This window comes from uncultured Bacteroides sp., from assembly GCF_937912035.1.
Lineage (GTDB): Bacteria > Bacteroidota > Bacteroidia > Bacteroidales > Bacteroidaceae > Phocaeicola.
In genome coordinates, this window is sequence record NZ_CALDPF010000060.1 from 13,029 (window position 1) to 29,349 (window position 16,321).

General features: G+C 41.2%; 15 protein-coding genes and 1 tRNA gene. 4 read left to right on the forward strand and 12 right to left on the reverse strand.

Annotated features, from left to right (window positions below; translation table 11 throughout):
• The first annotated feature begins 97 nt into the window (after positions 1 to 97).
• The 3 genes from Q0486_RS15685 to rnc are packed head-to-tail and all read left to right on the forward strand — an operon-like array spanning position 98 to position 2,539.
• The gene (locus Q0486_RS15685) at positions 98 to 331 is read left to right on the forward strand and encodes an acyl carrier protein (RefSeq protein WP_154043091.1); all 234 of its coding nucleotides are present in this window, start codon (positions 98 to 100) and stop codon (positions 329 to 331) included.
• A 15-nt stretch (positions 332 to 346) separates the two neighbouring features.
• Positions 347 to 1,612 carry a beta-ketoacyl-ACP synthase II gene (gene fabF, locus Q0486_RS15690; protein WP_299235557.1) on the forward strand — a complete coding sequence of 422 codons (1,266 nt, stop codon included), beginning with the start codon at positions 347 to 349 and terminating at the stop codon, positions 1,610 to 1,612.
• Between the two features lie 3 nt (positions 1,613 to 1,615).
• A complete protein-coding gene (gene rnc / locus Q0486_RS15695) occupies positions 1,616 to 2,539 on the forward strand; it encodes a ribonuclease III (protein ID WP_299235559.1) in 924 nt (307 codons plus the stop codon).
• A 73-nt stretch (positions 2,540 to 2,612) separates the two neighbouring features.
• Here rnc and Q0486_RS15700 read toward each other — a convergent pair whose 3' ends face one another.
• The 12 genes from Q0486_RS15700 to Q0486_RS15755 form a co-directional block, all read right to left on the reverse strand.
• Positions 2,613 to 4,457, reverse strand: coding sequence for a 4-hydroxy-3-methylbut-2-en-1-yl diphosphate synthase (locus tag Q0486_RS15700; RefSeq protein WP_299235561.1), 1,845 nt, complete (start codon positions 4,455 to 4,457; stop codon positions 2,613 to 2,615).
• Positions 4,458 to 4,967, reverse strand: coding sequence for a 5-(carboxyamino)imidazole ribonucleotide mutase (gene purE, locus Q0486_RS15705; RefSeq protein WP_154043105.1), 510 nt, complete (start codon positions 4,965 to 4,967; stop codon positions 4,458 to 4,460).
• Positions 4,968 to 5,013: 46 nt separating this feature from the next.
• Positions 5,014 to 5,394: a glycine cleavage system protein GcvH gene (gcvH, locus tag Q0486_RS15710; RefSeq protein WP_235328964.1), complete on the reverse strand. Its 381-nt coding sequence runs from the start codon at positions 5,392 to 5,394 to the stop codon at positions 5,014 to 5,016.
• Positions 5,395 to 5,426: 32 nt separating this feature from the next.
• Entirely contained in the window at positions 5,427 to 6,107 is a 681-nt protein-coding gene (locus tag Q0486_RS15715; protein WP_299235565.1) for a phosphatase PAP2 family protein, read from the reverse strand.
• A 3-nt stretch (positions 6,108 to 6,110) separates the two neighbouring features.
• Positions 6,111 to 7,589, reverse strand: a complete 1,479-nt coding sequence (gene rpoN, locus Q0486_RS15720; protein WP_299235568.1) for an RNA polymerase factor sigma-54 — start codon at positions 7,587 to 7,589, stop codon at positions 6,111 to 6,113.
• Between the two features lie 167 nt (positions 7,590 to 7,756).
• A tRNA-Phe gene (locus Q0486_RS15725) sits at positions 7,757 to 7,829 on the reverse strand.
• 264 nt (positions 7,830 to 8,093) lie between these two features.
• Positions 8,094 to 8,717, reverse strand: a complete 624-nt coding sequence (locus tag Q0486_RS15730; RefSeq protein WP_299235570.1) for a hypothetical protein — start codon at positions 8,715 to 8,717, stop codon at positions 8,094 to 8,096.
• Positions 8,718 to 8,901: 184 nt separating this feature from the next.
• Entirely contained in the window at positions 8,902 to 9,936 is a 1,035-nt protein-coding gene (thiL, locus tag Q0486_RS15735; RefSeq protein WP_299235571.1) for a thiamine-phosphate kinase, read from the reverse strand.
• Between the two features lie 14 nt (positions 9,937 to 9,950).
• Positions 9,951 to 10,760 (reverse strand): purine-nucleoside phosphorylase, encoded by an 810-nt coding sequence (locus Q0486_RS15740; protein ID WP_154044940.1) that lies wholly within the window; start codon positions 10,758 to 10,760, stop codon positions 9,951 to 9,953.
• Entirely contained in the window at positions 10,699 to 11,835 is a 1,137-nt protein-coding gene (gene lpxK, locus Q0486_RS15745; protein WP_299235573.1) for a tetraacyldisaccharide 4'-kinase, read from the reverse strand. The genes Q0486_RS15740 and lpxK overlap by 62 nt, the downstream gene beginning before the upstream one ends.
• Positions 11,836 to 11,863: 28 nt before the next feature.
• On the reverse strand, positions 11,864 to 13,627 hold the full coding sequence (sppA, locus tag Q0486_RS15750; protein ID WP_299235575.1) for a signal peptide peptidase SppA: 1,764 nt from the start codon (positions 13,625 to 13,627) through the stop codon (positions 11,864 to 11,866).
• 9 nt (positions 13,628 to 13,636) lie between these two features.
• A complete protein-coding gene (locus Q0486_RS15755) occupies positions 13,637 to 14,050 on the reverse strand; it encodes a hypothetical protein (protein WP_299235577.1) in 414 nt (137 codons plus the stop codon).
• A 309-nt stretch (positions 14,051 to 14,359) separates the two neighbouring features.
• Between Q0486_RS15755 and Q0486_RS15760 the strand changes: the two genes are divergently transcribed.
• Positions 14,360 to 16,321 (forward strand): discoidin domain-containing protein (locus Q0486_RS15760; RefSeq protein ID WP_299235579.1); only part of this gene is annotated, 1,962 nt, incomplete at its 3' end.

The following is a 16,321-nucleotide window of genomic DNA, read 5'->3' on the forward strand; positions in this document are numbered from 1 at the left end:
ATTTCACTGAATATTTGGTGAAAACAAGAAATATTTATTCCTTTGCAGCGAATATTTAATCAAAAAACAATTTTATAAACTTAAAAAAATTAGAATTATGTCTGAAATTGCATCAAAAGTACAGAAAATTATCGTTGATAAATTGGGTGTAGAAGAATCAGAAGTTGTACCAACAGCTAGCTTCACTAACGATCTTGGCGCTGACTCTTTGGATACAGTTGAGTTGATCATGGAATTCGAAAAAGAATTCGGTATCTCTATTCCAGACGATCAGGCAGAAAAGATCCAGACTGTAGGTGACGCTATCTCTTACATCGAATCAAACAAATAATTAATTCTCTAATTTATGGAATTAAAGAGAGTAGTAGTAACAGGTCTTGGCGCATTGACTCCACTTGGTAACACTGTTCCTGAATTTTGGAATAACCTTATCAACGGAGTGAGTGGGGCAGGACCTATTACTCACTTTGATGCTTCAAAGTTTAAGACTCAGTTTGCATGTGAAGTTAAAAACTTCAATGTAGCAGATTATATCGACCGTAAGGAGGCTCGTAAAATGGACCTCTATACTCAGTATGCAGTTGCTGCAGCAAAAGAAGCTGTGACAGATGCTGCTATTGATGTCGAAAAAGAAGATTTGAACAAAGTGGGTGTTATTTTAGGTGTCGGTATAGGCGGTATCCGTACTTTCGAAGAGGAAGTTGGTGGATATGAGCAGACAAAAGATACTATCGGACCTAAATTCAGTCCATTCTTTATACCGAAAATGATTGCCGATATTGCTTCTGGACAGATCTCAATCATGTATGGTTTCCATGGACCTAACTTCACTACAACTTCAGCATGTGCTTCATCATCAAATGCAATTGCCGATGCTTTCAATTATATCCGCTTAGGCAAAGCTAATATAATAGTAACAGGTGGTGCTGAAGCAGCAATTTTTGCAGCTGGAGTAGGTGGTTTCAATGCAATGCATGCTCTTTCAACACGTAATGACGATCCTACTCGTGCTTCACGTCCGTTTAGTGCAAGCCGTGACGGTTTTGTGATGGGTGAAGGTGCAGGTATTTTGGTTCTTGAAGAATTGGAACATGCAAAAGCTCGCGGAGCTAAGATTTATGCAGAACTTGCAGGTGTCGGAGCTTCTGCTGATGCACATCATCTTACAGCATCACATCCTGAAGGACTTGGTGCGAAACTTGTTATGATGAACGCATTGGAAGATGCAGAAATGAAGCCGGAAGATATTGATTACATCAATGTTCACGGAACATCAACTCCTGTGGGTGATGTTTCTGAGGTTAAAGCTATTAAGGAAGTTTTCGGTGAACATGCTTACAAACTAAACATTAGTTCTACTAAGTCTATGACTGGTCACTTACTTGGTGCAACAGGTGGTGTAGAAGCTATTGCAAGTGTTTTGTCTGTTAAGAATGATATTGTACCTCCAACAATCAACCACGAAGAGGGTGATAACGATGAAAATATCGACTATAACTTGAACTTCACATTTAATACTGCACAGAAACGTACAGTACGTGCTGCACTTAGCAACACATTTGGTTTTGGTGGTCACAATGCATGTGTAATCGTTAAAAAATACACTGAATAAACTGTGTTAGCAAATATTACAGATAGAATAAGACTTCTTTTCCGTAAGGAAAAGGAGCCTTATTTTCGTTTTTATAGAATATTAGGGTTCTATCCTCGTAACATTGAAATATATAAGCAGGCTTTATTACATAAATCCTCGTCTGTAAAAACCCAAGGCAGGTTGATTAACAACGAAAGGCTTGAGTTTTTAGGAGATGCTATATTGGATGCTGTAGTGGCAGATATTGTATATAAAAAGTTCGAAGGAAAAAGAGAGGGCTTTCTTACTAATACACGTTCAAAAATTGTACAGAGAGAAACCTTGAATAATATTGCTATAAATATCGGATTGGACAAGCTTATCAAATACTCTTCCAAGCAATCTTCACATAACAGCTACATGAGCGGTAATGCTTTTGAGGCATTGATCGGAGCCATTTATCTTGACCGTGGATACAGAGCATGTAAGAAATTCATGGAGGAACGTATCATAGGCCAATATATCAATATTGATAAAATATCCCGCAAAGAGGTGAATTTTAAGTCAAAGTTGATAGAGTGGAGCCAGAAGAATAAATTTGAGATAGAATTCAGGTTGATTGGTCAGACTTTGGATGAATATCAGAATCCTATTTTTGATACCCAGATATTGGTTGAAGGAATTGTTGGAGGTAGTGGTAAAGGATACTCAAAGAAGGAATCGCAGCAGGAGGCTGCACATGCCACTATGAATATGATAAAGAAGGATTCTATCTTTATAGATGCAATATTCAATGCCAAGCATGAAAGAGAAAATGTAGAGCAACAAGTTGTCTTGAGCGAAAACACTGATGTAACTTCCAATATTGAAGATCAGGATTTCGGTCCTATGGAAGAAAAATATAGGGATGAGGAGAAGATTATTGCTGAAGCGGAAAATGCTGCATTTTCGCAAGAAAAAGATTAAGAATTTGCATGAGTAATACGATAAAAGCCTGCTAATAAAATTTTAGCAGGCTTTTATCGTATATGTATGGTGACTATTTTTCGTGGAAATCCCCATTGGCCTTTATCAGTTCTATAAGTTTTTCTACTGCCTGTTCTTCAGGAATATTCTTTTCTATACATTCCTTACGTTTGTAAAGACTGATTTTTCCGCGTCCGGCCCCTACATAACCATAGTCCGCATCTGCCATTTCTCCCGGACCGTTTACTATACATCCCATAATTCCTATTTTCAGACCTTTAAGATGTGAAGTCGCAGTCTTGATACGGGCAATTGTTGATTCAAGATCGTAAAGAGTTCTTCCGCATCCCGGACAAGATATATATTCAGTTTTGGAGGTACGTACTCTGCCGGCTTGAAGGATTCCAAATGCCGTTTCGTCAAGCTTTGTATCTGCTATGGCCGATGAGTTGTTGTAAAGCAGGATACCGTCAGTCAGTCCGTCGAAGATTAAAGCTCCCATGTCGGCTGCAGATTTTATCTGTAAATCTTCTACAGAACTTTCTTCATACATTTGGAAGAATATTACTGGGTTGTTCAGGCCTTGTCTTGTAAGCTGATGAACAAGACCACGGTATTCGCCCAGTCGGTTAGGATGATTGCTTTGCGCAATAATTACAACTTCCGGATGCAGACGCAGACATGCTGTAACCTCTTCGTTGAGGCCCATATATGTGGTAAACAGGAATTTGATGTCCGATTGGATTTGGTGCAGACCTATAATCTGCTGGGTGTTGAATGCAGGATAAGTGCCTTCTTCGCTATTCCAAACGTTTGCGTCAACTATATAGCCGATATCCTTTCTCCTGTTTTCAGGCAGAGCCTGTCCGCAATATACGTAATCAGGTTTGAACTGTTCGTTCATGTCCATGTTACCATTCAGACGTACTGATACTACTACAGGAAGGTTGTCGCCACCGATATTGCCTACTGCATTGGTCTTGCGTCTTGAAGGGTTGGTATAGCAGAAATCGTCAGCTTCTGCTCCTGGAATGTAAGGATGGTTTTCACGTTTGATGATATAGTCCACCAGTTTGCGTGCTACAGGAATTTCAGCTTCAGGAGCTTCACTGAGCGATACGCGTATTGTGTCTCCGAGTCCGTCGGCAAGGAGTGCACCTATTCCGAGAGCAGACTTGATACGTCCATCTTCCCCATCGCCAGCTTCTGTCACTCCAAGATGGAGAGGGAATGCCATGCCTTCCTTTTCCATCTGTTGTGCAAGCAGTCTGACTGTCTTTACCATTACAACAGTGTTCGAAGCTTTTATAGAGATAACTACATTGCTGAATTTCTCTTCCACACATATACGAAGAAACTCCATGCATGATTCTACCATACCTTCAGGAGTATCACCATAGCGTGACATGATACGGTCAGACAGTGAGCCGTGGTTTACTCCGATGCGGATTGCAGTGTGATTTTCCTTACAGATATTCAGAAATTTGACGAAACGCTCGCGAATCTTTTGTATTTCCTGTGCATATTCCTCGTCAGTATATTCCAGATTCTTAAAAGTACGTGCTGGGTCGACATAGTTACCCGGGTTGATACGTACCTTTTCGGCATAAAGTGCAGCCACATCTGCCACATTAGGATTGAAGTGTACATCTGCTACGAGAGGGGTGTTGTAACCTTGCGAGCGCAGTCCGATGTTAATATTCTTCATGTTTTCAGCCTCGCGCACACCCTGAGTGGTGAGACGTACATACTCTCCACCGGCGTCGATGATACGTTTGGCCTGTTCTACACAAGCCTCTGTATCCATCGTTACGGTGTTGGTCATGCTCTGTATGCGTATAGGATTAGCGCCACCCATAGGAGTGGCGCCAACATATACTTCGTTTGCCTTTCGGCGTGAATAGTTGAAGTAATCCATTTAATTAGTCTTGTATGCGTATTTAACTTCTTTCAGTTCCTCGTTTGCCTTTACAATTTTGTTTTTCAGGCCTTCTTTGTAAGCTGCAAACTTCTTTGCCAATTCCTCGTCAGAGAGTGCTATCATCTGTACTGCCAGGATTGCAGCGTTCATTGCTCCGTTGATGGCTACTGTTGCTACAGGTATTCCAGGAGGCATCTGTATGATAGAGTAAAGAGCGTCAACACCATCAAGGACAGAGCCTTTGATAGGTACTCCGATTACAGGAAGTGTAGTGTTGGCGGCAATAACTCCAGGAAGTGCGGCAGCCATACCGGCAGCAGCGATTATAACTTTCAGTCCTCTGTCGGCAGCGCCTTTAGCGAATGCTTCAACTTCGGCCGGTGTACGGTGTGCTGAAAGTGCGTTAATCTCGAAAGGAACCTGCATTTCGTCAAGCAGTTTGGCAGCCTTTTCCATGACCGGCAGGTCTGAAGTACTACCCATGATGATACTTACTATTGGTTTCATTCTTTTTCTTCTTATAGTTTATATTTGTTTGTTTTTGAGTTTTTGACTATTCGTTTATAAGCTGTTTGTATGCTTCGGCATCAAGCAGATCATCAGCTTCAGAAGCATCTGTCGGTTTGATTTTTATAATCCAACCTTCGCCGTATGGGTCTTTATTCACGAGCTCTGGATTTTCTTCAAGTGCCGGATTTACTTCAAGTATTTCTCCTCCAACAGGCAGGAACAAATCAGAAACAGTCTTTACTACTTCAATACTTCCGAATGTCTCACCTTTTTCAAGTGTCTCTCCCTCAGTAGGAACATCTACGAAAACGATGTCACCGAGCTGGGTCTGTGCATAATCTGTTATACCTACGTATGCTTCCTCTCCTTCGAAACGAATCCATTCGTGTTCGTTTGTGTACTTTACATTAGTTGGAAAATTCATGGTTTTAAAATTTACAAGGTTAGTATATCTTTTCAAATAAACAAAATTCCTGTGACACCGCAAAATAATCCGAGTATAAATCCTCCGAATACCTCAGTTAATGTATGTTGTCGTACTATAATACGTGCCGTACACAACATACCTGCCAATAGAATAAATCCTGCAAGCCACCATACCGGATTGAACTGGAAAAGGAAACTGTAGGAAAGTAATCCTCCAACCATCATTCCACTACTTGCCGCATGGGTACTTATTTTAACTTTGAGATTGACAATAGTACACAGCACCATACATATAAGTACTGCCAGAATGATACCGCTCATGTATCTTGGTGTATGTATACGGTACATTGTTATTAGTCCACCTAAATAGCTAAGTATCGTTAGTCCGTATGGTATGAATCTGTTTTCCCTGTCTCCCAGCTCTTTAATCCCCCAGCCATTTATTTTCTGGAAAATGTATATACCCAGCATAGGAAAAAGGATAGTAAAGCAATATACCAGGCCAAGTATGGACAACTTGTATGACAATGGCATAATATTGAGATATGTAAACACAAATATCAATAGAAATGCCACGAACGGTACCATGAAAGGAGTGAATATAGCCGATACTATATACGATGCTATATACAGCGGATTTCTTTTTTCTTCTGCTGTCAGGGGAACAGACTCATGATATGTTAGTTCGTTAGGAATATTGTTCTCTTCCATAATTTACCTTCTTAATCTAGCTACCGGAATATTCAGTTGTGTTCGATATTTGGCTACAGTACGTCTGGCTATCGGGTATCCTTTTTCTTTAAGGGCATCTGCCAGCTCGTCATCGGTGAGAGGTTTTTCCTTGTTTTCGCCATCAACCAGTTCTTTAAGGATTCTTTTTATTTCTCTTACCGAAAGTTCTTCACCGCTCTCTGTAGTATATCCATCGCTGAAGAAAAATTTCAATGGAAAGATACCGAAATTGGTCTGAACATACTTGCTGTTGCTCACTCTTGATACAGTAGATATATCAAGTTTGGCTCTTTCAGCCACATCTTTCAGAATCATAGGCTTGAGTAACGTTTCATCTCCATCTGTGAAGAACGGACGTTGCAGGTCAATAATGGCTTGCATAGTACTTAACAGAGTGTTCTGTCTTTGTTTTACGGCATTGATGAATCCTTGTGCTGCATCTACTTTCTGTTTAAGGAACATGAATGCATCTTTTGCCTCTTTCGACTGATTGGCCTTGTTTTTGGTCTGTTCTTCCAGCATGTCTGTAAAAGTACGGCTGAGCCTTAGTTCTGGAACATTTCTGTTGTTGAGGCTTAATATTATGTTTCCGTCATCTTCAGTTTCTACGATGAAGTCAGGTATAATATGATGCAGATTTTTTCCCATAGCTTCGCCCATTGAACTTCCTGGTCTGGGATTCAGTTTTACCAGTTCAGCTACTGCCGCATTATATTCTTCTTCTGTGATATTAAGTTTCTGGATTATTTTCTCCTTATTCTTCTTTGTAAATTCATCACAGAACTGGTCTATTATATCATATTCGATTTTTTTCAGCGGAGAGTCGTCTTTTCTTTTTATCTGAAGAAGAAGGCATTCCTGCAGGTTTCTTGCACCTATACCGGCAGGGTCAAAATCCTGTATAATGGAGATTATATGTTCCAGTTCATTTTCTGTGGTATATATACCCTGGTAAATGGCAAGTTCGTCCATTATTGATTCTGTGGTTTTTCTAAGAAGGCCGTCGTCATCCAGCGAACCGATAATGTACTCACCGAGCATCTTCTGTTCGTCTGTCAGTTCCTGCATGTCGAGCTGCTCTTTGAGAGTTTCGTAGAATGAGACATTGTCCGACAAAGGAATTTCCTCAGGAGTCTCTCCTTTGGAACGGTTGTTCTCTTGTAATTTATAGTCAGGAATATCGTCTTCAGTTCGATAATCGCCTAATGAAACATCTTCGTTGTAATTTGTGTCAGGGTCAGCATCCGGATCAGTAGGATATTCGTTTGCCTGGTCTTCTGCTATTTCCGAAGGGTCTCTACCTTCTTCCAAAGCCGGATTGTCAAGAATCTCTGCATGTACTCTTTCCTCCAACTCTACTGTTGGCAGTTCCAAAAGTTTTACCAGCAAAACCTGTTGCGGTGATAGTGTCTGCACCTGTTGCTGAGCCTGCGACTGTATTTGACGTGAGTTTTGTGCCATTTTATAAACTCTGATAATTTATTTATTGGCAAAAGTAGTAAAATAATTGTGTATAACGAAGAGAATGATTCTTCTTTTCTGATTACCTTATCTTTACTACACTATTTTAGAATAGTGGTAAAAATAAAAAATCCTGATTCCATTTAGAAATCAGGATTTTACTTTTGTGGTGCCACCAGGAATCGAACCGGGGACACAAGGATTTTCAGTCCTTTGCTCTACCAACTGAGCTATGGCACCGTTGTTTCTCGTTTGCGGTTGCAAAGGTAGGCATTTTTTTTATACTACCAAATCTTTTTGAAGAAAAATTTAAAAAAAAGTGCTTTTGGATGATGAAATATGTTTTAATCGTTGTTTAATCCTAAGAAAATTGAGTTTGAAATGTATTTCTGGGAGCATGAAAATCAAATAAGGATGTACCGGTTGGTACACCCTTATTCTAGTTAGAAAGAGTAGTAAAGTTTTTGTGAAAAGCTTAGTTAAGCTGTTTAGATATTGTGTTGTTTAGAATTTGAAGCTTATACCGGCAGTTACGAAGCCTTTAGTTCCAAGACCTGCTTCCACAAAACCACCTACACGGTCATTACCGACTCTGAGTGCTATAGGATTTACCTGGTATGCAAAGTCTGTATTTAAGGTCGATTTGCCTGCTGTCGCATTTTTAGCCAGTGCAGTTTCTGAATGTCTTGACAAATTTACACCTGCTGCTGCCGATCCGTATAGTTCTACCAGTCTGCGCTTGAAGTAAACGAATTCGGCTGTAGGAAGAACCAGAAATCTCAAGTCCTTTTCTTTTATTGAAGGTGATTTTTCTCCTGCCAATGCAAGTTTGCTAGTTGTCATTCCGAATCCGAGGTCGGCACCTAGTCTGAAGCGGTTGATGCTGTAACGATAGCCAAATCCGTAAGTGAGGCTAGTTTTACTGTCTGAACGTTTTGATCCTAATACTGCATCAGCGATACCCATTCCTAGGATATTTGAAGTTCCTTGTGTCAGTCCGTCGCTCACAGACAGGCGGATATCATGTTTTCTGTCTTCCGATACGAAATCTTTGGTTGAGTTCTGTGCGTTAACCATGTTTACACCTGCTACCATTAATAAAGACAATGCTAAAAATTTCAGTTTCATAATTCAAATAGTTTAGTAAGTTAGTATTCAATTTTTGTTTATTTCTTTGTTTCTTTCACTGACATAACGCAGGTTTATTCGAAAACCCCTATCCCCTCTACGAAAAAAATAAAAAAATGTCAGCAACACTCTTTTTTTATAAGCATTGCTGACATTTAAAGCTGTCTAAAATATTATAGTATTTTTATTTCAAAGGATTCCACCCCTGAGCTTTAAGCTCCAGTTCGTTGCCGTCTCTTGTCACTAGTGCGCAGCCTAATTCCTCTTTTGTGATGTGACCAATCACTTTCACATCCTTAATTTGTGAAACTGCTTCGTGCATTGTCAGTGGCACAGTGAAAAGAAGTTCGTAGTCTTCTCCTCCGTTCAAGGCACAAGTGCTTAGGTTCATGTTGAACTCTTCTGCCATTACGGCTGTCTGATAATCTATTGGTATACGTTCCTCGTAAACACGGCATCCGCATTTACTCTGGCTACATATATGCATCAACTCGGATGAAAGTCCGTCGGAGATATCCATCATTGCTGTAGGTTTGATTCCTGCTTTTGCCAGTTCCTCAATGATGTCTTTTCTTGCTTCCGGTTTAAGGAATCTTTCCAGTAAATATTCCTTACCGGCGAAGTCAGGCTGTACATCCTTACTTCCGTTGAACACAGCCTTTTCGCGTTCCATTAGCTGGAGTCCCATATATGAAGCTCCAAGGTCACCTGTCACACAGATAAGGTCAGTTTCCTTGGCACCGTTGCGGTAAACCACGTCTTCTTTTCTTGCTTCGCCTATACATGTGATAGATATTGCAAGTCCTGTTACAGATGAAGTGGTATCACCGCCCACTATGTCAACATTATGCAGCTGGCATGCCAGTTTCAATCCTTCATAGAAATCTTCCAGGTCTTCAATGCAGAATCTTTTTGATACGGCAAGTGAGACTGTTATTTGCTTCGGTGTTCCGTTCATTGCGTATATGTCGGAGAAGTTTACCATTGCCGACTTATATCCCAGATGCTTCAGCGGTGTATATACCAGGTCGAAATGTACACCTTCCATCAGCAGGTCTGTAGTAACGAGCACCTGACGGTCTTTGTATTCCAACACGGCAGCATCATCGCCGATACCGTATTTTGTTTCGTCGTTTACTAACTTTATATTGTCGGTCAGATGTTTTATCAGTCCGAATTCTCCCAAAGTGGAAATTTCTGTTCTGTTTCCTTCGTGCATGATTATATAATTGTTTATACTCTGTTTATAAGTTCTTTCATTATGCTGGTCATTCGTGGCTGTGCGGCATCGGCGGCTTTCTGTACTTCTTCATGTGATACTTCCACTATCTTGCCTTCCACACCTAAGTCAGTGATTACTGATACACCGAATACTCTGATTCCGCAATGGTTTGCCACAATCACTTCCGGCACTGTAGACATACCTACAGCGTCAGCTCCCAATATTCTGAACATCTTGTATTCGGCAGGAGTTTCGAAGGTCGGTCCCTGAGTGCCGATGTAAACTCCTTTCTGAAGTTTTATACCTTTTTCGGCTGCAATTTCGAATGCCTTTTCAATAAGCTCATGCGAATAAGCCTCGCTCATGTCCGGGAAACGAGGACCGTAATCTATATTTTTGCCTCTCAGCGGATTGTCCGGGAAGAAGTTTATATGGTCTGTAATAACCATCAGGTCACCTATTTCGAAATCAGGATTAGTTCCACCCGCCGCGTTCGATACGAAAAGTGTCTTTATGCCGAGCTCTCTCATTACTCTGACAGGGAATGTCACTTCTTTCATCGAGTAACCTTCGTAGTAGTGGAAACGTCCTTGCATCGCGAGGATGTCCTTACCTCCAAGTTTTCCGAAGATGAGCTTGCCGCTGTGTCCTTCCACTGTCGATATGGGGAAATTCGGTATCTCTGAATAAGGAATTTCATACTTGTCGGTAATGTCGTGTACCAAGCTGCCCAGTCCTGTGCCCAGTATAATTGCTGTCTCAGGATTTGTCTGCATCCTTGCTTTCAGGAATGCTGCTGTTTCTTGAATTTTTTCTAACATACTCGGTTATTTTTTGGTTGAACTTTATTGTTTCGTTGTTCAGGAAGCTTACTTCCACAGGCAGAGCGTAGATATATGGTTTCAGTTCTTCGCTCAGGTGTGGATGAGTAGTAAGCCTTGCTGCATCTTTCTCGGTCGTTATTATCATCCTTCTGCCTTCAGGCATTGACATGAATCTGTTTTTGAGGGTTTCCATATCCTCCCGGCTGAAGTTATGATGGTCGGCAAATACCATTGACTCTATGTTCCCGGTGTATTGCCTAAGCTTCTCTGTTATAGCCTTGGGTGATGCTATTCCGGTGAGCAACAGTATATGGCTGTCCGGTGATATATCCTTAGGTTTCATTTCGTCGTTATTTCCCTGACGGAATATGCGGTACAGATTTCCGTACTTCATATACGTGAAGAACACTTCCTGTTCTGTTGTTGGTGATATTTCAGAACGCAGTCTGTCCATTTCTTCAGATGTTAAGCATTCCGGACATTTGCTCACTATGATAATATCAGCCCTGCTTTTCCCGCTTGCCGGTTCCCTTAGTCGTCCGGCGGGTAGGAGGGTGTCGTGACGGATACGTCTGTTATAGTCTATCAGCAGTATGTACATTCCTGCCTTGACATATCTGTGCTGATATGCATCGTCCAGCACTATTACCTGCTTTTTGTCACGGTTGCCGACCTTGGATATGAGATTGTCAATTCCGTTACATCTGTTGCTGTCGGCGGCTACATTGATATCCGGAAATTTCTGCCACATCTGGAAAGGCTCGTCGCCTATATCTTCTATAGTGCTCTTTCCTTTCTCTGCCAGGACGAAACCTTCAGATTTACGTTTATATCCTCTACTCAACACACACACACTGAATTCATCTTTCAGAAGTCTTATCAGATACTCAGTGTGAGGTGTTTTTCCGGTTCCACCCACGGTGATATTTCCCACGCATATCACCGGTATAGGGAAACTCCTTGATTTCAGAATATCCCAGTCGAAAAGCTTGTTTCTCAGCCATATAGCCATGCCGTATAATGCCGAGAATGGAAGCAGGGGAATATATATGCGAGGTTTGTCTTGTTTCATCTTCGTGTGGTTGGAACAATTATACATTTTAGTTTATAGAAATCTCAAAAGGCATTCTTGCCTGTATACGGTCAGCCTTGTCAAGATTCTTTATCATCATGAATCCGTTGTAGAATTCTCCGAAAGAGTCTTCCAGCTTGCTGCTGATATATCTCTCAGGTTTGGCGTTGCTGATGAGGCTTGTGATGAAATCAACTTTCTTAGGATAAGAAGCTACCTTGTAATCTCTTATGCCGCAAAGTTCAGAAGCCTTCTTGATAGCACATTCAAGATTTCCCAATTCATCAACAAGTTTCAGTTCCTTAGCCATTTCGCCCGACCATACACGACCTTCGGCAATCATCTTCAGACTGTCTATAGGCATATTTCTGCCTTCTGCACATCTCTTGGTGAAGAGTTCATAACCGCTGTTCACCATGCCCTGTATCAGCGCACCTTCTTCTGCGTTGAAAGGACGGCTCATATCTCCCATATCAGCCAGTTTGTTGGTCTTTACACCGTCTATTTTAACTCCTAGTTTCTTTGTGATAAGTTCCGATGCATCGGGAATCATTCCGAATATACCGATAGAACCAGTAAGAGTAGTTGGCTGAGCCACAATCCAGTCGGCAGCACAAGAGATATAGTAACCGCCTGAAGCTGCATAGTCACCCATAGAAACCACTACCGGTTTCTTTTCTTTCAGCAGTGATACTTCTCGCCAAATCTGTTCAGAACCGTATGCGCTACCACCCGGTGAGTTTACTCTGAGAACTACGGCCTTAACATTGTCGTCATTTCTAAGGTCACGCAGATGTTTTGTCACTTTTTCAGATACTATACCTTCATTGTATGGATCTGCAGCATTGTCTATCTCTCCGAAAGCATAATATACCGCTATTACGTCACGACTCTTAACAGTTGAAGGCGCTGCAAGATTCTTCATGTCGTCCAGAGTCAGAGTATTCAGAGTAGATTTTTCGCTGATATTTGTCAGTTTCTTCAGATACGACAAAACCTCATCCTTATACATCAGCTGGTCTGCCAGTCCGTTTTCTACGTATGCTTCAGCAGGCTGGAAATCCATACATTTGTCGGCCATTTCATTCAGCTTTTCTACTGAGATGTTTCTAGATTCTGATACTTCTCTTACAATCTCATTCCAAATAGACTGAGTGAAAGCAAGAGTCTGCTCTCTGTTGGCAGGGCTCATTTCAGTAGCGATGAACGGTTCAACAGCCGATTTGTATGTACCTACTCTGAAGATCTGCATTTTTACTCCCACCTTGGCAAGCAGGTCTTTCAGGAACATAGTCTGTGCAGAAAGACCGTGCCATGAAATACTACCTGAAGGATTAAGGAAAACCTTGTCTGCTACAGTAGAAACATAGTATGCTCCCTGAGTATAGGCGCCCGAGTAAGCAACTACAAATTTGCCTGATTCTTTAAAGTTGGCTATTGCAGTTCTGATGTCCTGGAGTGATGCTGTGGAACAGGCGAAAGCTTCGGCATTGATAAGCATACTTTTAATCTTTGGATCGTTTTTAGCTTTCTCTATTGATGCCAGGATGTCTTCAAGTCCTCTGGTAGTTATTTCTTCACCCATCAGCTGTTCGAATGGGTTTTCTTCATATCTTTCCACTACGCTACCCTTAAGGTCAAGCACGAAAACCGAATTTTCTTTCACTACAGTTGCTACTTCGGTAGTAGCCACCATTCCGCCTATTACCGATATGCCCATTATAAGCAATACGAAACCGGCAATCATCATTCCGATGATTGAGGCAAATGTCATTTTCAAAAAGTCTTTCATATAAATAAATTATTTAGATTGTTCGTAGCCTTCATACAGAAAGAATATCTGTCCGTTTTTCTTTTCCACTGTGACTTTTCCTCCTTCCTTACTAAGATTGAAAGGAGTCATGATGTCAGTCTTGGCATCTACCACCATAAGTGCATTTTCTTCTGCAAATCTGTTTACCTGGAATGTGATGTCGGCATTATTCATCGTGCGTGCCATTATCAGACTGTCGTTGATGTATATGTTCAGCGAATCACCGGCAAATGATTTTGTCAGACAGATTTCGTAGATGTCTTTATAAGTCTGTTCGCCACCTGTTTTCTTTTGCGAACGGAAACCGAGATAGAGGAACAGGCATACGATGAAGAATACTCCGAAAGCCAGGAGTCCGTTGCCTACCATAAACTGTTTGTTGCTTTCTATACTTTTACTCATTCTGTATTATATATGTTTATAACAACAAAAGTAGTAAAAAACTTGATAATTTAAGGTTTACAGTAAATTTTAATGCCGATAAATACGGATATGAATGTTATTCAACCTCCAGAAATCCTATTAAGAAAGCGTCTTTACATATTCTTATGCTAGAACTTAATTGGTTTACAATTCAACTTTGTTGCACTTGGCTGAATGGGAAAAAATGGAGAAGTTTCTTGTTAAATAATTTAATAGTCCGTTTTTTTATATGTACATTTGCAAAACCTAGAAAACAAATAATCAGTGGATTATAACAATTTATATATTATGAAAACAAAAAATGAAACGAAAAAACTGACTCATGTGCTTACTATGTGCGGACTGGCAACAGCAACAGTTGCTATGTCCTGGAGTTGCACGGGAGCTGGAGCGTCTACAGAATCTTTCGAGCGTTCTGATTACTACACTCGTGGTATTGGTCATTATCCCGGAAATCCTTCTGAGGATTTTTCTCCGGAATTGAAGCCCGATGATACATACCGTAATATAGCATTGCTTCGCGCTGCATATCAGTCGTCAAGCCATGACTATAATCTTGTGGCTCAGCTTGTGACCGATGGTGTTATCACAGAGAAGGAACCGCAGTATTTGGATTTGATTACTCCAGATGGTAAAAAACCGCGCCGCGAGCGTGAATGGATGATTGACCAGGGACCTTATTCACGTAATGTAACTGTTGGTGAGGATACTTATTTCCAGTTTTCTTTGAATAATTACAGCAAGAAGGCTGATCAGATCTATATGCGTGGTTCTGTTGCATATAATGCGGCTAAGGCAAATAAAGGTTATGAAATCATTTGCCAGGGTTCGAACGACGGTAAGACTTGGGAAGAACTTGGCAAATCAAGCGGAAGCGGTCTGCCAGGAAAGGCTTCTTCATATAAAATGCACTCTGACCCAAACAAGCAGAGCGAAAAGGGTGATCTTCCTGTAAGAATTATCGATCAGACTATAAGTCTTGATAAAACAGGTGATTATTCTTATTATCGTGTTTGCTTCAAAATGGCAGGTGCTGCATACTGGACTCTTATGGATATGAATTTCCTTTATCAGAATGATATTGTGGAAATGAAACCTTCGCAGTTCTATAACAGTGTATGGATGAGTGAGACAGACAAGCATGAGTGGATATATGTTGACTTGGGTAGTGCTTCTTCATTTGACAAAGTGGTTTTGCACTGGGTAAACAAGGCTTCTAAAGGTAAAATCCAGACTTCAAACGATGCCAAGCAGTGGAAAAATGTGGCAGAGTTGCCAGGCGGTGAATCTTTGACTGACGAAATAGCAGTTAAAGGTAATGCCCGTTATGTGAGAGTATTGATGGAACAGCCTGCAAGCGAAGGCCATTACATCCTGAGCGAAATGGAAGTTATGGGTAAGGGCGGTTTGAAGGCTCAGCCTGTTGCCCGTCCTGCTGTGGCAAATGGTGAGATTGTTCTTTCCGGCGGTAACTGGAAACTGCAGCGTGCATCCGAAGTGACTGCTAAAGGTGATGAAATCTCTACAACCGGTTTCAATCCTCAGAATTGGATTGTGGCAACTGTCCCTGGAACTGTATTGAGCAGTTATGTGAATGTCGGAGCTGTTCCTAATCCGAATTATGCGGATAATCAGCTGAATATCTCCGAATCATTCTTCTATTCTAACTTCTGGTATCGTGATGAGTTTGAGGTTCCGGCAGATTTCAAGAAAGAACGTGTGTTCCTTAACTTCGACGGTATCAACTGGAAGGCTAATGTTTATCTTAACGGAAAGAAGGTTGGCAGAATAGAAGGTGCGTTCATGCGTGGCAAGTTTGATGTAACTGACGTTATCGTTGCCGGTAAGAATGTTGTCGCTGTTGAGATTATAAAGAATAACCATATCGGCGCAATCAAGGAAAAGAACAAGCAGAGTACGGACTTCAACGGTGGTATCCTTGGTGCGGATAATCCTACGTTCCATGCAACTATCGGTTGGGACTGGATTCCTACAATGCGCGGACGTAACATAGGTATCTGGAATGATGTGAAACTCACTACAACAGGTAAGGTTACAGTGGCTGACCCATTGGTGGAAACTGTGTTGCCTCTGCCGGATACAACTTCCGCAAAACTTACAGCAGAAGTTATCGTCAAGAACCATGACGCTGCTGCTGTGAAAGGTATTCTTGAAGGTAAGATTGGTGATGTGGCGTTCAATCAGCCTGTTGAATTGGCAGCAGGAGAGGAGAAGACTGTTGTGTTTGAC

Bases quoted from the DNA above. Each gene is read 5' to 3' on its own strand.
- Q0486_RS15685 (WP_154043091.1), top strand. From the start codon at position 98: ATGTCTGAAATTGCATCAAAAGTACAGAAAATTATCGTTGATAAATTG.
- fabF (WP_299235557.1), top strand. From the start codon at position 347: ATGGAATTAAAGAGAGTAGTAGTAACAGGTCTTGGCGCATTGACTCCA.
- Q0486_RS15700 (WP_299235561.1), bottom strand. From the start codon at position 4,457: ATGGATTACTTCAACTATTCACGCCGAAAGGCAAACGAAGTATATGTT.
- purE (WP_154043105.1), bottom strand. From the start codon at position 4,967: ATGAAACCAATAGTAAGTATCATCATGGGTAGTACTTCAGACCTGCCG.
- gcvH (WP_235328964.1), bottom strand. From the start codon at position 5,394: ATGAATTTTCCAACTAATGTAAAGTACACAAACGAACACGAATGGATT.
- Q0486_RS15715 (WP_299235565.1), bottom strand. From the start codon at position 6,107: ATGGAAGAGAACAATATTCCTAACGAACTAACATATCATGAGTCTGTT.
- rpoN (WP_299235568.1), bottom strand. From the start codon at position 7,589: ATGGCACAAAACTCACGTCAAATACAGTCGCAGGCTCAGCAACAGGTG.
- Q0486_RS15730 (WP_299235570.1), bottom strand. From the start codon at position 8,717: ATGAAACTGAAATTTTTAGCATTGTCTTTATTAATGGTAGCAGGTGTA.
- thiL (WP_299235571.1), bottom strand. From the start codon at position 9,936: ATGCACGAAGGAAACAGAACAGAAATTTCCACTTTGGGAGAATTCGGA.
- Q0486_RS15740 (WP_154044940.1), bottom strand. From the start codon at position 10,760: ATGTTAGAAAAAATTCAAGAAACAGCAGCATTCCTGAAAGCAAGGATG.
- lpxK (WP_299235573.1), bottom strand. From the start codon at position 11,835: ATGAAACAAGACAAACCTCGCATATATATTCCCCTGCTTCCATTCTCG.
- sppA (WP_299235575.1), bottom strand. From the start codon at position 13,627: ATGAAAGACTTTTTGAAAATGACATTTGCCTCAATCATCGGAATGATG.
- Q0486_RS15755 (WP_299235577.1), bottom strand. From the start codon at position 14,050: ATGAGTAAAAGTATAGAAAGCAACAAACAGTTTATGGTAGGCAACGGA.